Origin of the sequence: Streptomyces sp. NPDC004610, assembly GCF_040609715.1 — a bacterium.
Classification (GTDB): domain Bacteria; phylum Actinomycetota; class Actinomycetes; order Streptomycetales; family Streptomycetaceae; genus Streptomyces.
Genome location: NZ_JBEXLA010000009.1, coordinates 121097 through 138670 on the forward strand (window position 1 = coordinate 121097; position 17574 = coordinate 138670).

The 17574-nt window shown below is 72.5% G+C and carries 11 protein-coding genes; all 11 read left to right on the top strand.

The window, feature by feature from the left end; genetic code table 11:
* Window positions 1-849: 849 nt before the first annotated feature.
* Window positions 850-2163: a Gfo/Idh/MocA family oxidoreductase gene (locus tag ABZX40_RS12325; protein ID WP_355732320.1), complete on the top strand. Its 1314-nt coding sequence runs from the start codon at window positions 850-852 to the stop codon at window positions 2161-2163.
* A 13-nt stretch (window positions 2164-2176) separates the two neighbouring features.
* A complete protein-coding gene (locus ABZX40_RS12330; RefSeq protein WP_355732318.1) occupies window positions 2177-3175 on the top strand; it encodes a sugar phosphate isomerase/epimerase family protein in 999 nt (332 codons plus the stop codon).
* A 291-nt stretch (window positions 3176-3466) separates the two neighbouring features.
* Entirely contained in the window at window positions 3467-7186 is a 3720-nt protein-coding gene (locus ABZX40_RS12335; RefSeq protein ID WP_355732316.1) for a ThuA domain-containing protein, read from the top strand.
* A 521-nt stretch (window positions 7187-7707) separates the two neighbouring features.
* On the top strand, window positions 7708-8964 hold the full coding sequence (locus tag ABZX40_RS12340; protein WP_355732315.1) for an inositol-3-phosphate synthase: 1257 nt from the start codon (window positions 7708-7710) through the stop codon (window positions 8962-8964).
* A 446-nt stretch (window positions 8965-9410) separates the two neighbouring features.
* Window positions 9411-10880: an SCO3242 family prenyltransferase gene (locus ABZX40_RS12345; RefSeq protein ID WP_355732313.1), complete on the top strand. Its 1470-nt coding sequence runs from the start codon at window positions 9411-9413 to the stop codon at window positions 10878-10880.
* The gene (locus tag ABZX40_RS12350; RefSeq protein ID WP_355732311.1) at window positions 10877-12037 is read left to right on the top strand and encodes a TIM barrel protein; all 1161 of its coding nucleotides are present in this window, start codon (window positions 10877-10879) and stop codon (window positions 12035-12037) included. The genes ABZX40_RS12345 and ABZX40_RS12350 overlap by 4 nt, the downstream gene beginning before the upstream one ends.
* Complete coding sequence (locus ABZX40_RS12355) at window positions 12034-12735, top strand: EboA domain-containing protein (protein WP_355732310.1); 702 nt, start codon at window positions 12034-12036, stop codon at window positions 12733-12735. Before ABZX40_RS12350 ends, ABZX40_RS12355 begins: the two co-directional genes overlap by 4 nt.
* Complete coding sequence (locus ABZX40_RS12360) at window positions 12735-13583, top strand: TatD family hydrolase (RefSeq protein ID WP_355732308.1); 849 nt, start codon at window positions 12735-12737, stop codon at window positions 13581-13583. The genes ABZX40_RS12355 and ABZX40_RS12360 overlap by 1 nt, the downstream gene beginning before the upstream one ends.
* Window positions 13584-13586: 3 nt before the next feature.
* Window positions 13587-14792: a metabolite traffic protein EboE gene (gene eboE / locus ABZX40_RS12365; protein WP_355732307.1), complete on the top strand. Its 1206-nt coding sequence runs from the start codon at window positions 13587-13589 to the stop codon at window positions 14790-14792.
* Window positions 14789-16243 carry a nucleotide pyrophosphatase/phosphodiesterase family protein gene (locus ABZX40_RS12370; protein WP_355732305.1) on the top strand — a complete coding sequence of 485 codons (1455 nt, stop codon included), beginning with the start codon at window positions 14789-14791 and terminating at the stop codon, window positions 16241-16243. Before eboE ends, ABZX40_RS12370 begins: the two co-directional genes overlap by 4 nt.
* 97 nt (window positions 16244-16340) lie before the next feature.
* Window positions 16341-17381 (top strand): sugar phosphate isomerase/epimerase, encoded by a 1041-nt coding sequence (locus tag ABZX40_RS12375; protein ID WP_355732304.1) that lies wholly within the window; start codon window positions 16341-16343, stop codon window positions 17379-17381.
* Window positions 17382-17574 lie beyond the last annotated feature (193 nt).

The following is a 17574-nucleotide window of genomic DNA, read 5'->3' on the forward strand; positions in this document are numbered from 1 at the left end:
GGAGAACCCCGGGTGGCGACTCCGAGGCGACCGGGCGGGACCGTCGACGCCGTCGGCGGGTTCGTCGGCGGGTTCGTCGACGGTCCTTCGGTGGGCCACCGGTTGGGCGTGGCCCGACCGGTGGCCGATCGGGGACCCGTCCGGGGACCTGACCGGCGACCCGACCGGGGCCCGTCGGCGGTACGGCCGGGGACCTGTCCGGCGGTACGGCCGCGACCGGTGCGCGGTCCGCAGGGGTGACCCGATCCCCGTGACCCCGCGGACCGCGTACCGGGGCTGGTGCCCGGACCGTGTGCCGGGGCTGGCCTGGACCGCGTGCCGGGGCTGATGCCCGGACCGCGTGCCGGGATTGGCCTGGACCGCGTGCCTGGTTGATGCCCGGACCGTGATCGGGGCTGACACCCGGAACGTGTGCCGGGCCCGATGCCCGGAACGTGAGCGGGGCTGATGCCCGGACCGCGTGCCGGGACTGGCCCGGACCGCGATCAGGGCCGATGCCCGGACCGCGTACCCGCACTGGCCCGGACCGCGTACCGGCTTTGCACCGGACCGCGTACCGGCACCGATGCCGGACCGGGGTACCGGCACCGATGCCGGGACCGCGTACCGGCACCGATGCCCGGACCGCGTACCGGCACCGACGCCGGACCGGGGTACCGGCACCGATGCCCGGACCGCGTTCCGGTGCTGGCACCCGGACCGTGTTGCCAGGGCGGACGCCCCGGCCGCCGGGACGGTGTCGGCAGGCCGGCCGGCCCCGTCGCACGTCGCCCGGCCCCGTCGCACGTCGCCCGGACGGAACACCGGACCCGACCCCCCACCGCGCCACCACGACGAGAGGACTGATCCATGGGACAGCCGCAGCAGCCCGCAGGGGCAGCGGCCGCAACGCCGGGAACGAGTGACGCCGGCGCGCAGCAGCAGGCGGACGACGCCGGGGCGGCGGAGTCGGACCGGACCGCCGTCTCCGGTACCGGCACCGCGGACCCGGCCGGCAGACCCGCGCTGCGGATCGGCATGGTGGGCTACGCCTTCATGGGCGCCGCCCACTCCCAGGGCTGGCGGACCGTGGGCCGCGTCTTCGATCTGCCGCTGCGCCCGATGATGTCCGCGATCTGCGGCCGGGACGCACAGGCCGTGCGCGCCGCCGCCGACCGGCACGGCTGGGCCGCCGCCGAGACCGACTGGCGCGCGCTGATCGCCCGCGACGACGTCGACCTCGTCGACATCTGCACCCCCGGCGACAGCCATGCCGAGATCGCCCTCGCCGCGCTGGCCGCGGGTAAGCATGTGCTGTGCGAGAAGCCGCTGGCCAACACCGTGGAGGAGGCGGTGGCGATGACCGAGGCCGCCGAGGCCGCCGCGGCCCGCGGCCAGCTCGCCATGGTCGGCTTCAACTACCGCCGGGTGCCCGCCACCGCGCTGGCCCGCAGAATGGTCGCCGAGGGCCGGATCGGCACCCTGCGCCATGTGCGGGTCACCTACCTCCAGGACTGGCTGGCCGATCCGGCCGCGCCGCTGACCTGGCGGCTGCGCAAGGACCAGGCGGGTTCCGGCTCGCTCGGCGACCTGGGCGCCCACATCATCGACCTGGCCCAGTATCTGGCGGGGGAGAGGCTGGCCGGGGTCTCCGCGATCACCGAGACCTTCGTCCGGCACCGCCCGCTGCCCGGCGCGGCCAGCGGGCTGTCGGCCGCGGCGGCGGAGGGCACCGGCGAGGTCACCGTGGACGACGCCGCCCTGTTCACCGCCCGCTTCCCGTCCGGCGCCCTGGCCTCCTTCGAGGCCACCCGGTACGCCACCGGCCGCAAGAACGCCCTGCGGCTGGAGCTGAACGGCGAGCGCGGTTCGCTCTCCTTCGACCTGGAGCGGCTGAACGAACTCTGGTACCACGACGCCACCGAGCCCGACGAGCACAACGGCTTCCGCCGGATCCTCGTCACCGAGCCCGGCCATCCCTATCTGGAGGCGTGGTGGCCGCCCGGCCACGGCCTCGGCTATGAGCACACCTTCGTCCACCAGGCCCGCGACCTGGTGCACGCCATCGCCGAGGGCCGCGGGCCCACCCCCTCCTTCGCCGACGGGCTCCAGGTCCAGCGGGTCCTGGCCGCCGTCGAGGAGAGCGCCGAGAAGAATTCCGTCTACACCCCGATCGCGGTCTAGGAGGCCACGTCAGATGCCGCGTACCTTCACCCTCTTCACCGGCCAGTGGGCCGACCTCCCCCTTGAGGAGGTCTGCCGGCTCGCCCGTGACTTCGGTTACGACGGACTGGAACTCGCCTGCTGGGGCGACCATTTCGAGGTCGACAAGGCCCTCGCCGACCCCGGCTATGTCAAGGGCCGTCATGAGCTGCTGGCCAGGTACGGCCTGAAATGCCTGGCCATCTCCAACCATCTGGTCGGGCAGGCCGTCTGCGACGCCATCATCGACGAACGCCATCAGGGCATCCTCCCGGCGCGGATCTGGGGCGACGGCGACGCGGAGGGCGTCCGGCAGCGGGCCGCCGCCGAGATCGCCGACACCGCGCGCGCCGCGGCGGCCCTCGGCGTGGACACCGTCATAGGCTTCACCGGCTCGGCGATCTGGCATCTGGTCGCGATGTTCCCGCCCGCCCCCGAGTCCATGATCGAACGGGGCTACCAGGACTTCGCCGACCGCTGGAACCCGATCCTGGACGTCTTCGACGCCGAGGGCGTGCGCTTCGCCCACGAGGTGCACCCCAGCGAGATCGCCTACGACTACTGGACCACCCAGCGGGCCCTGGCGGCGGTGGACCACCGCCCCGCCTTCGGCCTGAACTTCGACCCCTCGCACTTCGTCTGGCAGGACCTCGACCCCGTCGGGTTCCTGTGGGACTTCCGCGACCGGATCTACCACGTCGACTGCAAGGAGGCCCGCAAGCGCCTCGACGGGCGCAACGGGCGGCTCGGCTCCCATCTGCCCTGGGGCGATCCGCGCCGCGGCTGGGACTTCGTCTCCGCCGGTCACGGTGATGTGCCCTGGGAGGACGTGTTCCGGATGCTCCGCTCGATCGACTACCAGGGCCCGATCTCGGTGGAGTGGGAGGACGCCGGTATGGACCGGCTCCAGGGCGCCCCCGAGGCGCTCACCCGCCTCAAGGCGTTCGACTTCGACCCGCCCAGCGCGTCCTTCGACGCGGCGTTCAACAGCTGACCGAGCCCGCCTGACCGAAGGTCGGGAACGGGGACCGGCCCCACCGCCGGTCCCCTCTCCGACCTGCCCGAATCCCGCTTTGTCCTGTGATGGGAAAAAGTTGGACCGATCCTGACGCAAGGGCTGTTCGGCCCGCACAGAGGCGGATACCGTCCCTGAAGTGTTCAGGACCGTGCTCAGGACACACAGACCTCCGGGGTAACGGCGTACCCCGGCGCCCGCACCGCCCACGCCAACGCACCCCCCGCGCACCCACCCCGTACGGCCCACCCCCGTTCCCGGAGGGAATTCGTGCACAGAACCAGACTGAGAACCGACCGCCTCCTCAGGCGCCCCCGACTGCGCACCGCCGTCGCCCTGTTCACCGGCCTGCTGCTGGCCGTGGGCACCCCGGCGACCGTGGCCGGAGCCCACCCCGGGCACCCGGAGCACGAGGAACCGGCCGTCGCCGAGGAGCAGTTCCAGCAGGTGCCGCTCGCCAAGGGCGAGCCCGAGATGGGCGAGCCGATGTCCCTGGCCGTCCTCCCGGACCGCAGCGTCCTGCACACCTCGCGGGACGGCACCCTGCGCCTGACCGACCAGTCCGGCGTCACCAAGGTGGCCGGCAAGATCCCCGTCTACACCCATGACGAGGAGGGCCTCCAGGGCGTCGGTATCGACCCTAACTTCACCACCAACCGGGCGATCTACCTCTACTACGCCCCGCCGCTGAACACCCCCGCGGGCGACGCCCCGGAGACCGGCACCGCCGCCGACTTCGCCAAGTTCGACGGCGTCAACCGCCTCTCCCGCTTCGTGCTGAACGCCAACGGCACCCTGGACCTGGCCAGCGAGAAGAAGGTCCTGGACGTCGCGGCCTCCCGCGGCATCTGCTGCCACGTCGGCGGCGACATCGACTTCGACGCGGACGGCAACCTCTACCTCTCGACCGGCGACGACACCAACCCCTTCGCCTCCGACGGCTACACGCCGATCGACCAGCGCGACAACCGCAACCCGGCCTTCGACGCCCGCCGCAGCTCCGGCAACACCAACGACCTGCGCGGCAAGATCCTGCGCATCAAGGTCGCCGACGACGGCTCGTACACCGTCCCCGACGGCAACCTCTTCGCCCCCGGCACGGACAAGACCCGTCCCGAGATCTACGCGATGGGCTTCCGCAACCCGTTCCGGATGAGCGTCGACGAGCAGACCGGCATCGTCTACGTCGGCGACTACGGCCCCGACGCGGGCGCCGCCAACCCGAACCGGGGCCCGGCCGGCATGGTCGAGTTCGCCAAGGTCACCAAGGCCGCGAACTTCGGCTGGCCGTTCTGCGTCGGCAACAACGAGCCGTACGTCGACTACGACTTCGGCAACGGCACCTCCGGCGCCAAGTTCGACTGCGCCAACCTCAAGAACACCTCGCCGCACAACACCGGCCTGGTCGACCTGCCGCCCGCGCAGGCCGCCTGGATCCCGTACGACGGCGGGTCCCTGCCCGAGTTCGGCAGCGGCTCCGAGTCCCCGATGGCGGGCCCGGTCTACCGCTACGACCCGAACCTCCAGTCCAGCGTCAAGTTCCCCGAGGCCTACGACGGCGACTTCTTCGCCGGTGAGTTCGGCCGCCGCTGGATCAAGCGGATCGAGCAGAACACGGACGGCTCCGTCGCCTCCATCAACAGCTTCCCGTGGACCGGCACCCAGATCATGGACATGGACTTCGGGCCCGACGGCGCCCTCTACGTCCTCGACTACGGTGTCTCCTGGTTCCAGGGCGACGAGCACTCCGCGCTCTACCGCATCGAGTACGCCCAGGACGGGTTCTCCCCGCTCGCCGAGGTCAAGGCCGACAAGACCTCCGGCGCCGCCGGCCTCAAGGTCGCCTTCACCGGCTCCGCCACCGACGCCGACTCACCCGAGCTGACCTACAGCTGGGACTTCGGCGACGGCACCAAGGGCGAGGGCCTCAACCCCACCCACCGGTACAAGAAGGTCGGCACCTACACCGCGACCTTCACCGCCACCGACCCCGAGGGCAACACCGGCAACGCCAGCGTCCGGATCGTCGTCGGCAACACCGAACCCAAGGTGAAGATCGACATCCCGGGCAACGGCACCCTGGCCGAGTTCGGCAAGCCGGTCCCGTTCAAGGTGACCGTCACCGACCCCGAGGAGAACATCGACTGCTCCAAGGTCAAGGTCTCCTACAGCCTCGGCCACGACTCCCACGCCCACGAGCTGACCAGCGAGCAGGGCTGCACCGGCACCCTCAACCCGCCGCCCGGTGACGGCGGCCACGACCCCAACGCCAACATCTACGGTGTCGTCGGCGCCAGCTACACCGACGGCGGCGCCAACGGCCAGGAGACCCTCACCGGCACCGCCCGGACCGTCCTCCAGCCGCTGCACCGCCAGGCCGAGCACTTCACCAGCCAGTCCGGCATCCGCACCTACGACAAGGCCACCGCCAACGGCGGCAAGACCGTCGGTGACATCGACGACGGCGACTGGATCTCCTTCACGCCCTACAAGTTCGACGGGCAGAAGAAGCTCACCGTGAGGGCCTCCTCCGGCGGCGCCGGCGGCTTCATCGAGCTGCGCACCGGCTCCCCCGAGGGCCCCCTGCACGGCTCGGCGTACATCCCGCCGACCGGTAGCTGGGACACCTTCCAGGACGTCGACGTCCCCCTGCGCTCGCTCCCCAAGAACACCTCCGAGATCTTCCTCGTCTTCAAGGGCGGCCCCGGCGCGCTCTACGACGTCGACGACTTCGAGTTCTCCAAGGAGCCGTTCAAGGGCGGCAAGAAGGTCCTGGTCTTCTCCAAGACCGCGGGCTTCCGGCACGACTCCATCCCCGCCGGTGTCGCGGCCCTGAAGGAGCTGGGCGGCCCGGCCGGCATCTCCGTCACCGCCACCGAGGAGGCCGGCCAGTTCACCACGGCCAACCTCGCCAAGTACGACGCCGTCGCCTTCCTCTCCACCACCGGCGACGTGCTGAACGCGGCCCAGCAGACCGCGTTCGAGAACTACGTCAAGAACGGCGGCGGCTACATCGGCATCCACGCCGCCGCCGACACCGAGTACAGCTGGGAGTTCTACGGCGGCCTCGTCGGCGCCTACTTCGACTCCCACCCGCAGATCCAGAAGGCCACCGTCCGCGTCGAGGACCACGACCACCCGTCCACCGCGCACCTCGGCGAGACCTGGGAGCGCACCGACGAGTGGTACAACTACCGCACCAACCCGCGTGAGCAGGCCAAGGTCCTCGCCACCCTGGACGAGACCACCTACTCAGGCGGCAACATGAAGGGCGACCACCCGATCGCCTGGTGCCAGTCCTACGGCGGCGGCCGGTCCTTCTACACCGGTGGCGGCCACACCAAGGAGTCCTACACCGAGGAAGCCTTCCGGGCCCATCTGCTCGGCGGCATGCAGTACGCCACCGGCCAGGTCAAGGCCGACTGCAAGCCGAACAAGGACTACCGGAAGATCTTCAACGGCCAGACCCTGGACGGCTGGAAGCAGGCCGGCCCCGGCAAGTTCAACGTCAGCAACGGCACCCTGGTGTCCGAGGGCGGCATGGGTCTGCTCTGGTACCAGGCCAAGGAGCTGAAGTCGTACTCGCTCAAGCTGGACTGGAAGATGCGGGGCGACGACAACTCCGGGATCTTCGTGGGCTTCCCGGCCTCCGACGACCCCTGGTCCGCCGTCAACAAGGGCTATGAGATCCAGATCGACGCGACGGACGCGCCCGACCGCACCACCGGCTCGGTCTACTCCTTCAAGTCGGCCAACATCAAGGCCCGTGACCAGGTCCTGCGGCCCCCCGGCCAGTGGAACTCCTACGAGATCAAGGTCCAGGGCGAACGCCTCCAGGTGTTCCTCAACGGAGTCAAGATCAACGACTTCACCAACAAGGACCCCCAGCGGAGCCTGGCGGACGGCTACATCGGCCTCCAGAACCATGGCGCCAATGACCAGGTCTCCTTCCGCAACATCCAGCTGAAGGAACTGCCCGTCACCGGGTAACCGATACGGCGGCGGGCGGGGGACGCCGGACCCCCGCCCGCCGTCCCCCTTCCGGGGGTCCGGCAGGGGTGCCCTTCGGGGCGGTCCGGGAACGGTGCCCTTCGGGGCGGTCCGGGAACGGTGCCCTCCGGGGCGGTCCGGGAACGGTGCCCTCAGGGGGTAATCCGGGAACGGTCCGTCGCTCTCGGGGGCGCTCCGGGACCGGTCCCGCGGGGTTCCTCCGGGGTGCTTCGGGACCTTGGGCCGATCCCTCGGGGTGGTTCCCGGGGTTCCGGGGCGGTCCCCTCGGGATGGTTCCGGGGGGTTCCGGGGCCGGTTCCTTCGGGGTGGTTCCGGGGGTTCCGGGGCCGATCCCTCCGGGGTGGTCCCCGGGCTTCCGGGACCGTCCCTCCGGGTCGTTCCGGGTCCTCCCGGACCCTCCCGGACCCCCGCACCCTCCCGGATCCTCCGGGTCGTTGGGTCTACTGGAGCTCCGGGTCCTCTGGGCCCTTTGGGATTCGCGCACGACAAGGAGGCTGCCCATGTCCGCGTCCCTCTCCCGACCGCGTGTCGGGGTGTGGCTGATCGGAGCCCGTGGCTCCGTCGCCACCACCGTCGTCACGGGGTGCGCCGCGGTCACCGCGGGACTGCACCCGCCCACCGGCATGGTGACCGAGACACCCGCGTTCACCGACAGCGGTCTGCCCGCACTGTCCGATCTGGTCTTCGGCGGCCATGACACCGTCGACTGCCCCCTGCCCAAACGCGCCGAGGCCCTCACGGCGGGCGGCGTCCTGCCCCCCGGCCTGGCCGCGGCCGTCACCACCGAACTGACCGCCGCGGACCGCGAGATCCGCCCCGGCGGCCCCACCCCCGGCGACACCCGCACCGAGGCCGAGCTGATCGCCGCCTTCACCGCGGACATCCGCGACTTCGTCCACCGCCACGGCCTGGCACGGGCGGTCGTCGTCAATGTGGCCTCCACCGAACCGGCGTCCACCGGCGGCACCCTCCCGCCCTCCACCCTGTACGCCCTCGCCGCCCTGCGCGCGGGCTGCCCCTACATCAACTTCACCCCCTCCGAGGGACTGCACCACCCCGTCGCCGCCCGCGAGGCCCTCGCCCGCGGACTGCCCCACGCCGGCCGCGACGGCAAGACCGGGCAGACCCTGCTGCGCTCCGTCCTCGGCCCGATGTTCGCCCAGCGGGCGCTGCACGTCCGTGCCTGGTCCGGGGCGAATCTGCTCGGCGGGGGTGACGGCGCCGCCCTCGCCGACCCGGCCGCCGCCGCGGCCAAGAACGCCGGCAAGGAACGCGTCCTCGCCGACACGCTGGGCGCCGCCCCCGAGGGCGAGGTCCACATCGACGACGTCCCCGCCCTCGGCGACTGGAAGACCGCCTGGGACCACATCGCCTTCGACGGATTCCTCGGCACCCGCATGATCATGCAGACCATCTGGCAGGGCTGCGACTCCGCGCTGGCCGCTCCGCTGGTGCTGGACCTGGCCCGGCTGACGGCTCGCGCCCACGAGGCGGGCGTCACCGGCCCCCTCTCCGAACTGGGCTTCTACTTCAAGGACCCGGTCGGCCACGGCCCGGCGGCGCTGGGCGACCAGTACCGGGAGCTGATGGGGCTGGCGGAGAGGCTGAGAGGGGTGGGGGGCGCTGACCGTGAGGTGGGGGGCGCTGACCGCGGGGTGGGGAGAGCGGACCGCGGGGCGGGGGGAGCTGACCGCGGGGTTGCGGGGCCGGACACCGAGGTGACGCCTCCGACCACCGAGGGCGGGGAGCTGTCATGAGGCTGCGGACGCTGACCACCGGGATCGCCGTGCTGCTGCCGGTGGGCGTGGTGATCGCTGCGCGGCTGGGGGCCGGGAAGGGGGGTGGAGCGGGGGCCGACGGCTCGGGGGGCTCGGGTTGGGCTTCCTCGCGCTCGGGTTGGGGCGCTTCGGTCTCGGGCTGGGGTGCTTCCTTGCCGGGGCGGGGTGCTTCGGGGTCGGGGCGGGGCGCTTCGGACTCGGGTCGGGGCGCTTCGGTCTCGCGTCGTTCGGCTTCAGGGTCGGATCGTTCAGTTTCGGGTGTTTCGGGTGTTTCGGGCTTCTCGGGCTCCTCCGGGGCTGTGGACGGGGGTCCTTCGGGTTCGGGTGCCGCGCGCTCCGGCGCCCCGGGCCCGGCGGGGTCGCCGAGCGTGCCCGGTGCGCCCGGTACGCCCGGTGAGCCGGGGACGGCATCCCGGACGCCGTCGGTGCCCTCCCGTGCCGTATCCCTCGGCGGCGTGATCCTCGGGCTGCGCCGCCGCTCCTCGGCCGACGGCGGCTGGGGCGAGGACGACGACCTCGACGCCGACGAACTGGGCTCCGGGCCAGACACCCCGTCCGACGGGGGAACCCCGGACCGGACCACCCTTGACCGGGGTGCCCATGACCGAGGTACCCCGGACGACGGGGAACCGCGTCCCCTGCCGCCCCCGGCCCGCCTCCGCGCCTGGGCCGAACTCCTCCGGCTGCCCGCCCTGTTCACCGTCCCTGGCGACGCCCTCGCCGGGGTCGCCGCGACCGGCGTCCGCCCCACCTCCCGCACGCTCCTCGCCATCGGGTCCTCCGTCTGCCTCTACGAGGCCGGCATGGCCCTCAACGACTGGGCCGACCGCGACGAGGACGCCGCCGAACGCCCCCACCGCCCCCTCCCCTCCGGCCGCATCCGTCCCGTCGAGGCCCTCGCCGCGGCCGGTGCCCTGACCGTGGCCGGTCTCGCCCTCGCCGCCCGCGCCGGACGCCCCGCCCTCACCGTCGCCGCCCCGCTCGCGGCCACCGTCTGGGCCTACGACCTCGGTCTCAAGCACACCCCGGCCGGTCCCGTCGCCATGGCAGGCGCCCGCGCCCTGGACCTGCTGCTCGGCGCGGCGGCCACCGCCGGGCACACCCGGGCCGCCCTCCCGTCCGCCGCCCTGCTGGGCACCCACACCCTCGCCGTCACCACCGTCTCCCGCAACGAGACCCAGGGCGGCGCCCCCCTCGTCCCGCTCGCCGCCCTCGCGACCACCGCACTGCTGTCCCACCTCACCACCCGACCCCCGGCAGGTCCCGGCGATGCAGCCACCCGGGGCCTGCCGGGCACCACGCCCCGTCCACCGTCCGCGCCGTCCCTCCCGGGCACCAGCGACCGGCCCTCACCGGCACCTCCCCTGCCCGGCCTCGCCGGCATCACCCTCCGTGCCCTTTCCGCGGTCGGCCTCCCTGGCACCAGGACCCGCACCTCCTCCGCGTCCGGCCTCGCCGACATCACGACCCGCGCCCTCTCCGTGTCCGGCCTGCCTGGCACCAACTCGCCCACCTCCTCCGTATCCGGCCTCCCAGGCACCAACCCGCCTACCTCCTCCGCGTCCAGCCTCCCCGGCACCACGACCCGCGCCCTCTCGGCGTCCGGCCTCCCGGGCCTCCTCACCCGCCCCTCGTCCACCCCCGTCCCGCCCGGCACCACCCTGCGTACCGCCCTCGCCCTCCTCTACGCCTCCACCGCGGCCCGCCCCTACCTCCACGCCGCCCTCAACCCCTCACCCCCGCTCACCCAACGTGCCGTCGGCGGTGGCATCCGCGCCACGATCCCGCTCCAGGCCGCCCTGTCAGCCCGCTCCGGCGCCCCCGTCACCGCGCTGGCTATCGCCGCCCTGGGCCCCCTCGCGGCCCGCTTCGCGAAGAAGGTGAGCGTCACATGACCCCCGAGCCGCAGGGCGCCCCCTCGCAGCAGCGGACGCCGGGTGCACAGGGGGCCGAGTGGGCGTCCGCCGCACCCGGAACGCCGCACCTGGCCACCGCACCGGGAACGCCGGGACGGGCCACCGCACCAGCAACGCCGCACCGGGCCGCCGCACCGGCAACGCCGCGCCAGGCCACCACACCGGAAACGCCAGGCCAGGCCACCACACCGGAAACGCCAGGTCACGCCACCGCACCCGACTCACCCAACTCCCACCCCCACCTCGACCCGCACCCTCACCCCCACCTCGACCCCCACCCCCTCCGCTTCGGCTACGGCACCAACGGCCTCGCCGATCTCCGGCTGGACGACGCCCTCCATCTCCTCGCCGACCTCGGCTACGACGGTCTCGGTCTCACCCTCGACCACATGCACCTCGACCCCTTCGCCCCGGACATCGCCGCCCGTACCCGCAGGACGGCCGAACTCCTGGACAAACTGGGCCTGGAGGTCACCGTCGAGACCGGTGCCCGCTATGTCCTCGACCCCCGCCGCAAGCACGGCCCCTCGCTGCTCGACCCGGACCCCGAGGACCGCGCCCGCCGGGTGGATCTGCTGCTGCGCGCGGTGACCATCGCCGCCGACCTCGGCGCCCACGCCGTGCACTGCTTCAGCGGCACCCTCCCGCCCGGCACCGACCCGGACACCGCCTGGGCCCGTCTCGCCGACACCCTCACCCCCGTCCTGGACGCCGCCGCCACCGCCGGCATCCCCCTCGCCGTCGAACCCGAACCGGGTCACCTCCTCGCCACCCTCGCCGACTTCCACCGGCTGCGCCGCGCACTCGGCGACCCCGAGCATCTCGGCCTCACCCTGGACATCGGCCACTGCCAGTGCCTGGAACCGCTCCCGCCCGCCGACTGCGTCCGTGCCGCCGGACCCTGGCTGCGCCATGTCCAGATCGAGGACATGTGCCGCGGTGTCCATGAGCACCTCCCGTTCGGCGAGGGCGAGATCGACTTCCCCGAGGTGCTCACCGCCCTCGCCGCCACCGGCTACCGGGGACTGACCGTCGTGGAACTGCCCCGCCACTCCCACGCCGGCCCGCACTACGCGGAACTCTCTCTCCCGTTCCTCCGCCATGCCGCGCCATCCCCACAAGGGAGCCCCAGATGAACCATCGCAGCAGCCTGGACCCCCGGCCCACCGGCACCCCCCTGGGCGATCTGCGCACCCGTCTCACCACCCGGCTCGACGAGTCCGCCGCCACCTGGCTGGACCGCGCACTGGAGGAGGCCGCCGAGAACCCCGGCACCCATGGCCCGATCTCCGTGTGGGAACTGCGCCTCGCCGAGGCCGGCCGCCGCTGCGGCCCCGACCACGCCGACGCCGCCCGCGTGCTGATCCTGCACGCCGCCCGCGCCGACGCCGCCGCCCTCGACCGGGTCTACTCCCAGGGCACCGCCGCCGAACGCCGCGCCGTCCTGCACGCCCTCACCCATCTCGTACCGGGCCCGGAAGCCCTCCCGCTGGTCGAGGACGCCCTGCGCACCAACGACACCACCCTGGTCGCCGCCGCCCTCGGCCCCTACGGCGCCACCCATCTCACCCCCCACGCCTGGCGCCACGCGGTGCTGAAATGCCTGTTCACCGGTGTGCCCGTCGCCGATGTCACCGATCTCGCCCGGCGTGCCGCCGGGGACGACGAACTGGCCCGGATGCTCGCCGACTACGCCGCCGAACGCACCGCCGCCGGCCGCGATGTCCCCGGGGACCTGCACCGCGTGCTGGCCCTGACCATGACGGGCCCCCCGACCGGCCCCCCGACCGGCCAGGAGAGCGGCACGGCCGCCCCCCACGGCAAGGAGTCCTGATGCGCATCTTCGATCCCCACATCCATATGACCTCCAGGACCACCGACGACTACGAGGCCATGTACGCCGCGGGCGTCCGCGCGGTCGTCGAACCCGCCTTCTGGCTCGGCCAGCCCCGCACCTCGCCCGCCAGCTTCCTCGACTACTTCGACTCCCTCCTCGGCTGGGAACCCTTCCGCGCCGCCCAGTACGGCATCGCCCACCACTGCACCATCGCCCTCAACCCCAAGGAGGCCAACGACCCGCGCTGCCTGCCCGTCCTGGACGAACTGCCCCGCTATCTCGTCAAGGACCAGGTCGTCGCCGTCGGCGAGATCGGCTACGACTCCATGACGCCCGCCGAGGACACCGCCCTGTCGACCCAGCTCCAGCTCGCCGCCGACCACGGTCTGCCCGCCCTGGTGCACACCCCGCACCGCGACAAGCTGGCCGGGCTGCGCCGCACCATCGACGTGGTCCGCGAGTCCGCGCTGCCCCTGGACCGCGTCCTGATCGACCATCTCAACGAGACCACCGTGAAGGAGGCCAAGGACAGCGGCTGCTGGCTCGGCTTCTCCGTCTATCCCGACACCAAGATGGACGAGGCCCGGATGGTCGCCGTACTGCGCGAGTACGGCCCCGGGCAGGTGCTCGTCAACTCCGCCGCCGACTGGGGCCGCAGCGACCCCCTGAAGACCCGCAAGGTCGCCGATCTGATGCTGGCCGAGGGCTTCTCCGACGACGACGTCGACCGGGTGCTGTGGCGCAACCCGGTCGCCTTCTACGGGCTGAGCGGGCGGCTCACCCTCGATGTCAGCGAGACCGACGCCACCCATGAGGGCAACTCCATCCTGCGCGGCGGGGAGTGAGCGATGCGCTTCCGCCACCCCGACGGCTCCACCGTCCATCTCGCCTACTGCACCAATGTGCACCCGGCCGAGACCTTCGAGGGGGTCCTCGCCCAGCTCCGCGACCACTGCGAACCCGTCCGCCGCCGCCTCGGCCGCGACCGCCTCGGCATCGGCCTCTGGCTCGCCAAGGACGCCGCCGGCACCCTGGTCTCCGACCCCTCCGCGCTGCGCACCCTGCGCACCGAACTCGACCAGCGCGGCCTGGAGGTCGTCACCCTCAACGGCTTCCCCTACGAGGGCTTCGGCGCCGAAGAGGTCAAGTACCGTGTCTACAAGCCCGACTGGGCCGACCCCGAGCGGCTGGAGCACACCACCGCCCTCGCCCGGCTGCTCGCCGGACTGCTCCCCGACGATGTCACCGAGGGCAGCATCTCCACCCTCCCCCTCGCCTGGCGCACCGCCGCCGACCCCGAGCGCCTCGACACGGCCCGCACCGCCCTGCTCACCCTCGCCGAACGCCTCGACGCCCTCGAAGAACTCACCGGCCGCTCCCTGCGCATCGGCCTGGAACCGGAACCCGGCTGTGTCATCGAGACCACCGCCGACGCCCTCGCCCCGCTCACCGCCATCGGCCACCCCCGCATCGGCATCTGTGTCGACACCTGCCATCTCGCCACCTCCTTCGAAGATCCGCACACCGCCCTGGACGCCCTCACCGCCCATGGCGTCCCCGTCGTCAAAACCCAGCTGTCGGCCGCCCTGCACGCCGAGCAGCCCCATCTCCCCGAGGTCCGCGAGGCCCTCGCCGCCTTCGACGAACCCCGCTTCCTCCACCAGACCCGCACCTCCCCCTCCTCTCAACTGCGTTCGAGCGGGGGGACCCCCATCGCCGCCGGTCTGCTCGGCACCGACGACCTCGGCGAGGCCCTGAGCGGCGACCACCTCCCCGACGCCGCCCCCTGGCGCTCCCACTTCCATGTCCCCCTGCACGCGGCCCCCGCCGCGCCCCTCACCTCCACCCTCCCCGTGCTGCGCACCACCCTGACCCGGCTGGTCGGCGGCCCCGTCCCGCTCACCCGCCATCTGGAGGTCGAGACCTACACCTGGCAGGCCCTCCCGCCCGAGCTGCGGCCCCGCGCCCGCAACCAGCTCGCCGACGGCATCGCCGCCGAACTCACCCTCGCCCGCGATCTGCTGACCGACCTCGGACTCAAGGAGCTGCCGTGACCCCGCCCCCGGAACCCCCGGCCACCTCCGCGGACAGCGGCCCCACCCCCCTCCTGGTCCTCGATGTCGTCGGTCTCACCCCCAAGCTGCTCGACCACATGCCCCACCTCAAAGCCCTCGGCCGGTCCGGCTCCCGCGCCCCGCTCGGCACCGTCCTGCCCGCCGTCACCTGCGCCGCCCAGTCCACCTTCCTCACCGGCACCCCGCCCTCCGACCACGGCATCGTCGGCAACGGCTGGTACTTCCGCGAACTCGGCGACGTCCTGCTCTGGCGCCAGCACAACGGCCTGGTCACCGGCGACAAACTCTGGGACGCCGCCCGCCGCGCCCACCCCGGCTACACCGTCGCCAATATCTGCTGGTGGTACGCCATGGGCGCCGACACCGACATCACCGTCACCCCCCGTCCCGTCTACTACGCCGACGGCCGCAAAGAACCCGACTGCTACACCCGGCCGCCCGCCCTGCACGACGAACTCACCGAGAAACTGGGCACCTTCCCCCTCTTCCACTTCTGGGGCCCCGGCGCCGATCTGGTCTCCAGCCAGTGGATCATCGACGCCACCCGCCACATCATGCGCACCCGCCACCCCGATCTCACCCTGTGCTACCTCCCGCACCTCGACTACGACCTCCAGCGCTACGGCCCCGACGACCCGCGCTCCCTCCGGGCCGCCGCCGACCTCGACGCGGCCATGGCCCCGCTGCTGGACGACGCCCGCGCCGAGGGCCGCACCGTCGTCGCCCTGTCCGAGTACGGCATCACCCCGGTGAGCCGGCCCGTCGACATCAACCGCGCCCTGCGCCGCGCCGGACTGCTGGAAGTGCACACCCAGGACGGCATGGAGTACCTGGACCCGATGGCCTCCCGCGCCTTCGCGGTCGCCGACCACCAGATCGCCCATGTCTATGTCCGCCGCCCCGAGGACCTCGACGCCACCCGCGCCGCCCTCGACGGCCTGCCCGGCATCGAGCAACTCCTGGACGACGAGGGCAAGAAGACCCAGGGACTGGACCATCCGCGCGCCGGAGAACTCGTGGCCGTCGCGGAACCCGACGCCTGGTTCACGTACTACTACTGGCTCGACGACGACCGCGCGCCCGACTTCGCGCAGCTCGTAGAGATCCACCGCAAACCCGGCTACGACCCGGTCGAGCTGTTCCTGGATCCCCTCGACCCCTATGTGAAGGTCAAGGCGGCGACCGCGCTGGCCCGCAAGAAGCTCGGCATGCGCTACCGCATGGCGGTCGTGCCTCTGGATCCCTCACCTATTCGCGGCAGCCATGGCCGCCTGCCCCTGAGCGACGACGACGGTCCGCTCATCATCTGCTCCACCCCCCGCGCTGTCGGCGACCGCGTAGCGGCCACCGATGTCAAGTCACTCCTGCTCCATCTCGCCGGCCTCGGCCGGCCCGTCGGACCCGGCGATCCGACTTCCACCCAGCGGTGAGCACTCACTGCCCATCAGTAGTTCTCACTCGTAGTTCTCACTGGTCATCAGTGAAGCACTCACCACTGACAACGCTTCGCGATCACAAGGAGTTCCCATGAGCCGCACGTCCCGCACCAGCAAGGCGCACGACCCCGAACTGTCCCACCGCCTCAGCAGAAGAGGCATGCTCGGCGTGGCCGCCGGTGCCTCCGCCGCCGCCCTGGTGGGAGCCGCCGCCCCGGCGCAGGCCGCCTCCGCCGACCGCGGTGGCCGGGGCCGTCCCGTGCTGCCCCCCGGGCGCCTCGGCATCCAGCTCTACAGCCTCCGCGACAAGATCTCCACCCTCGGCTTCGCCCCCGTCTTCGCCGAGCTGGAGCGCTACGGCTACGACGAGATCGAGCTGGCCGGGTACAGCCAGGGCGCGGCCGGCCCGATCACCCTCGCCCAGCTGAAGCGGCTGGCCAAGAACCACGGCCTCAACCCCATAGGCAGCCACGTCGGCTACTACTCCAGCGACCCCAACGCCTACACCTTCGCGCAGAACCTCACCAAGGTCCTGGACGACGCCCAGGCCCTCGGCCTCAAGCACATCGGCACCGCCTCGGGCCCGTTCCGCTACGGCTCCACCGTCGACGCCTGGAAGCGCGCCGCCGCGGACTTCAACACCTACGGCGCCGCCGCCCGCAAGCGGGGCATGAAGTTCTACCAGCACAACCACTCCGAGGAGTTCTCCTTCGCCACCGACAACCCCAAGGTCCGGCTCTACGACGTGCTGCTCGCCGAGACCGACCCCGACCTCGTCTACCTGGAGATGGACATCTACTGGGCGTTCGTCGGCCAGCACCGCTTCTCCAAGCGCCCCGACGGCACCCCGGCGCCCTTCGACCCGGTGCGCTACGTCCTCAAGCAGCCCGACCGCTACCCCCTGTTCCACGTCAAGGACGGCGAGTACGACCCGTCGACCGCCTACGGCTACAACATGACCGATGTCGGCGACGGCGACATCGACTACCAGAAGTTCATCTCGGCGGTCACCCGGCTGCGCGGCCAGCGCCACTACCACCACTGGCAGGCCGAGCACGACAACCCGGGCGACTCCCTCCGCTTCGCCCGCCGCTCCAGCGAGCATCTGCACTCGCTGCGCGAGAAGTGCTGACCGCACACCCCGCGCACGGCTGAAGAGGCCCTCCCCGGTGACCGGGGAGGGCCTCCTCCGTGCGGCGGCAGCCCCCCGCAGGCCGTGGACGCGGTCCGGTCGGCGCGCCCCGGCCACCGGTCGCGCCGCGCCCCGGCTGACGCGGCACCAGTCCGATGGCCGAGGCGACCATCGGCAGACCACCGACCGGCGG

What these genes read in the sequence shown, in the direction of transcription:
- ABZX40_RS12325 (WP_355732320.1), top strand. Translation starts at nt 850, where the DNA reads ATGGGACAGCCGCAGCAGCCCGCAGGGGCAGCGGCCGCAACGCCGGGA.
- ABZX40_RS12330 (WP_355732318.1), top strand. Translation starts at nt 2,177, where the DNA reads ATGCCGCGTACCTTCACCCTCTTCACCGGCCAGTGGGCCGACCTCCCC.
- ABZX40_RS12340 (WP_355732315.1), top strand. Translation starts at nt 7,708, where the DNA reads ATGTCCGCGTCCCTCTCCCGACCGCGTGTCGGGGTGTGGCTGATCGGA.
- ABZX40_RS12350 (WP_355732311.1), top strand. Translation starts at nt 10,877, where the DNA reads ATGACCCCCGAGCCGCAGGGCGCCCCCTCGCAGCAGCGGACGCCGGGT.
- ABZX40_RS12355 (WP_355732310.1), top strand. Translation starts at nt 12,034, where the DNA reads ATGAACCATCGCAGCAGCCTGGACCCCCGGCCCACCGGCACCCCCCTG.
- ABZX40_RS12360 (WP_355732308.1), top strand. Translation starts at nt 12,735, where the DNA reads ATGCGCATCTTCGATCCCCACATCCATATGACCTCCAGGACCACCGAC.
- eboE (WP_355732307.1), top strand. Translation starts at nt 13,587, where the DNA reads ATGCGCTTCCGCCACCCCGACGGCTCCACCGTCCATCTCGCCTACTGC.
- ABZX40_RS12375 (WP_355732304.1), top strand. Translation starts at nt 16,341, where the DNA reads ATGAGCCGCACGTCCCGCACCAGCAAGGCGCACGACCCCGAACTGTCC.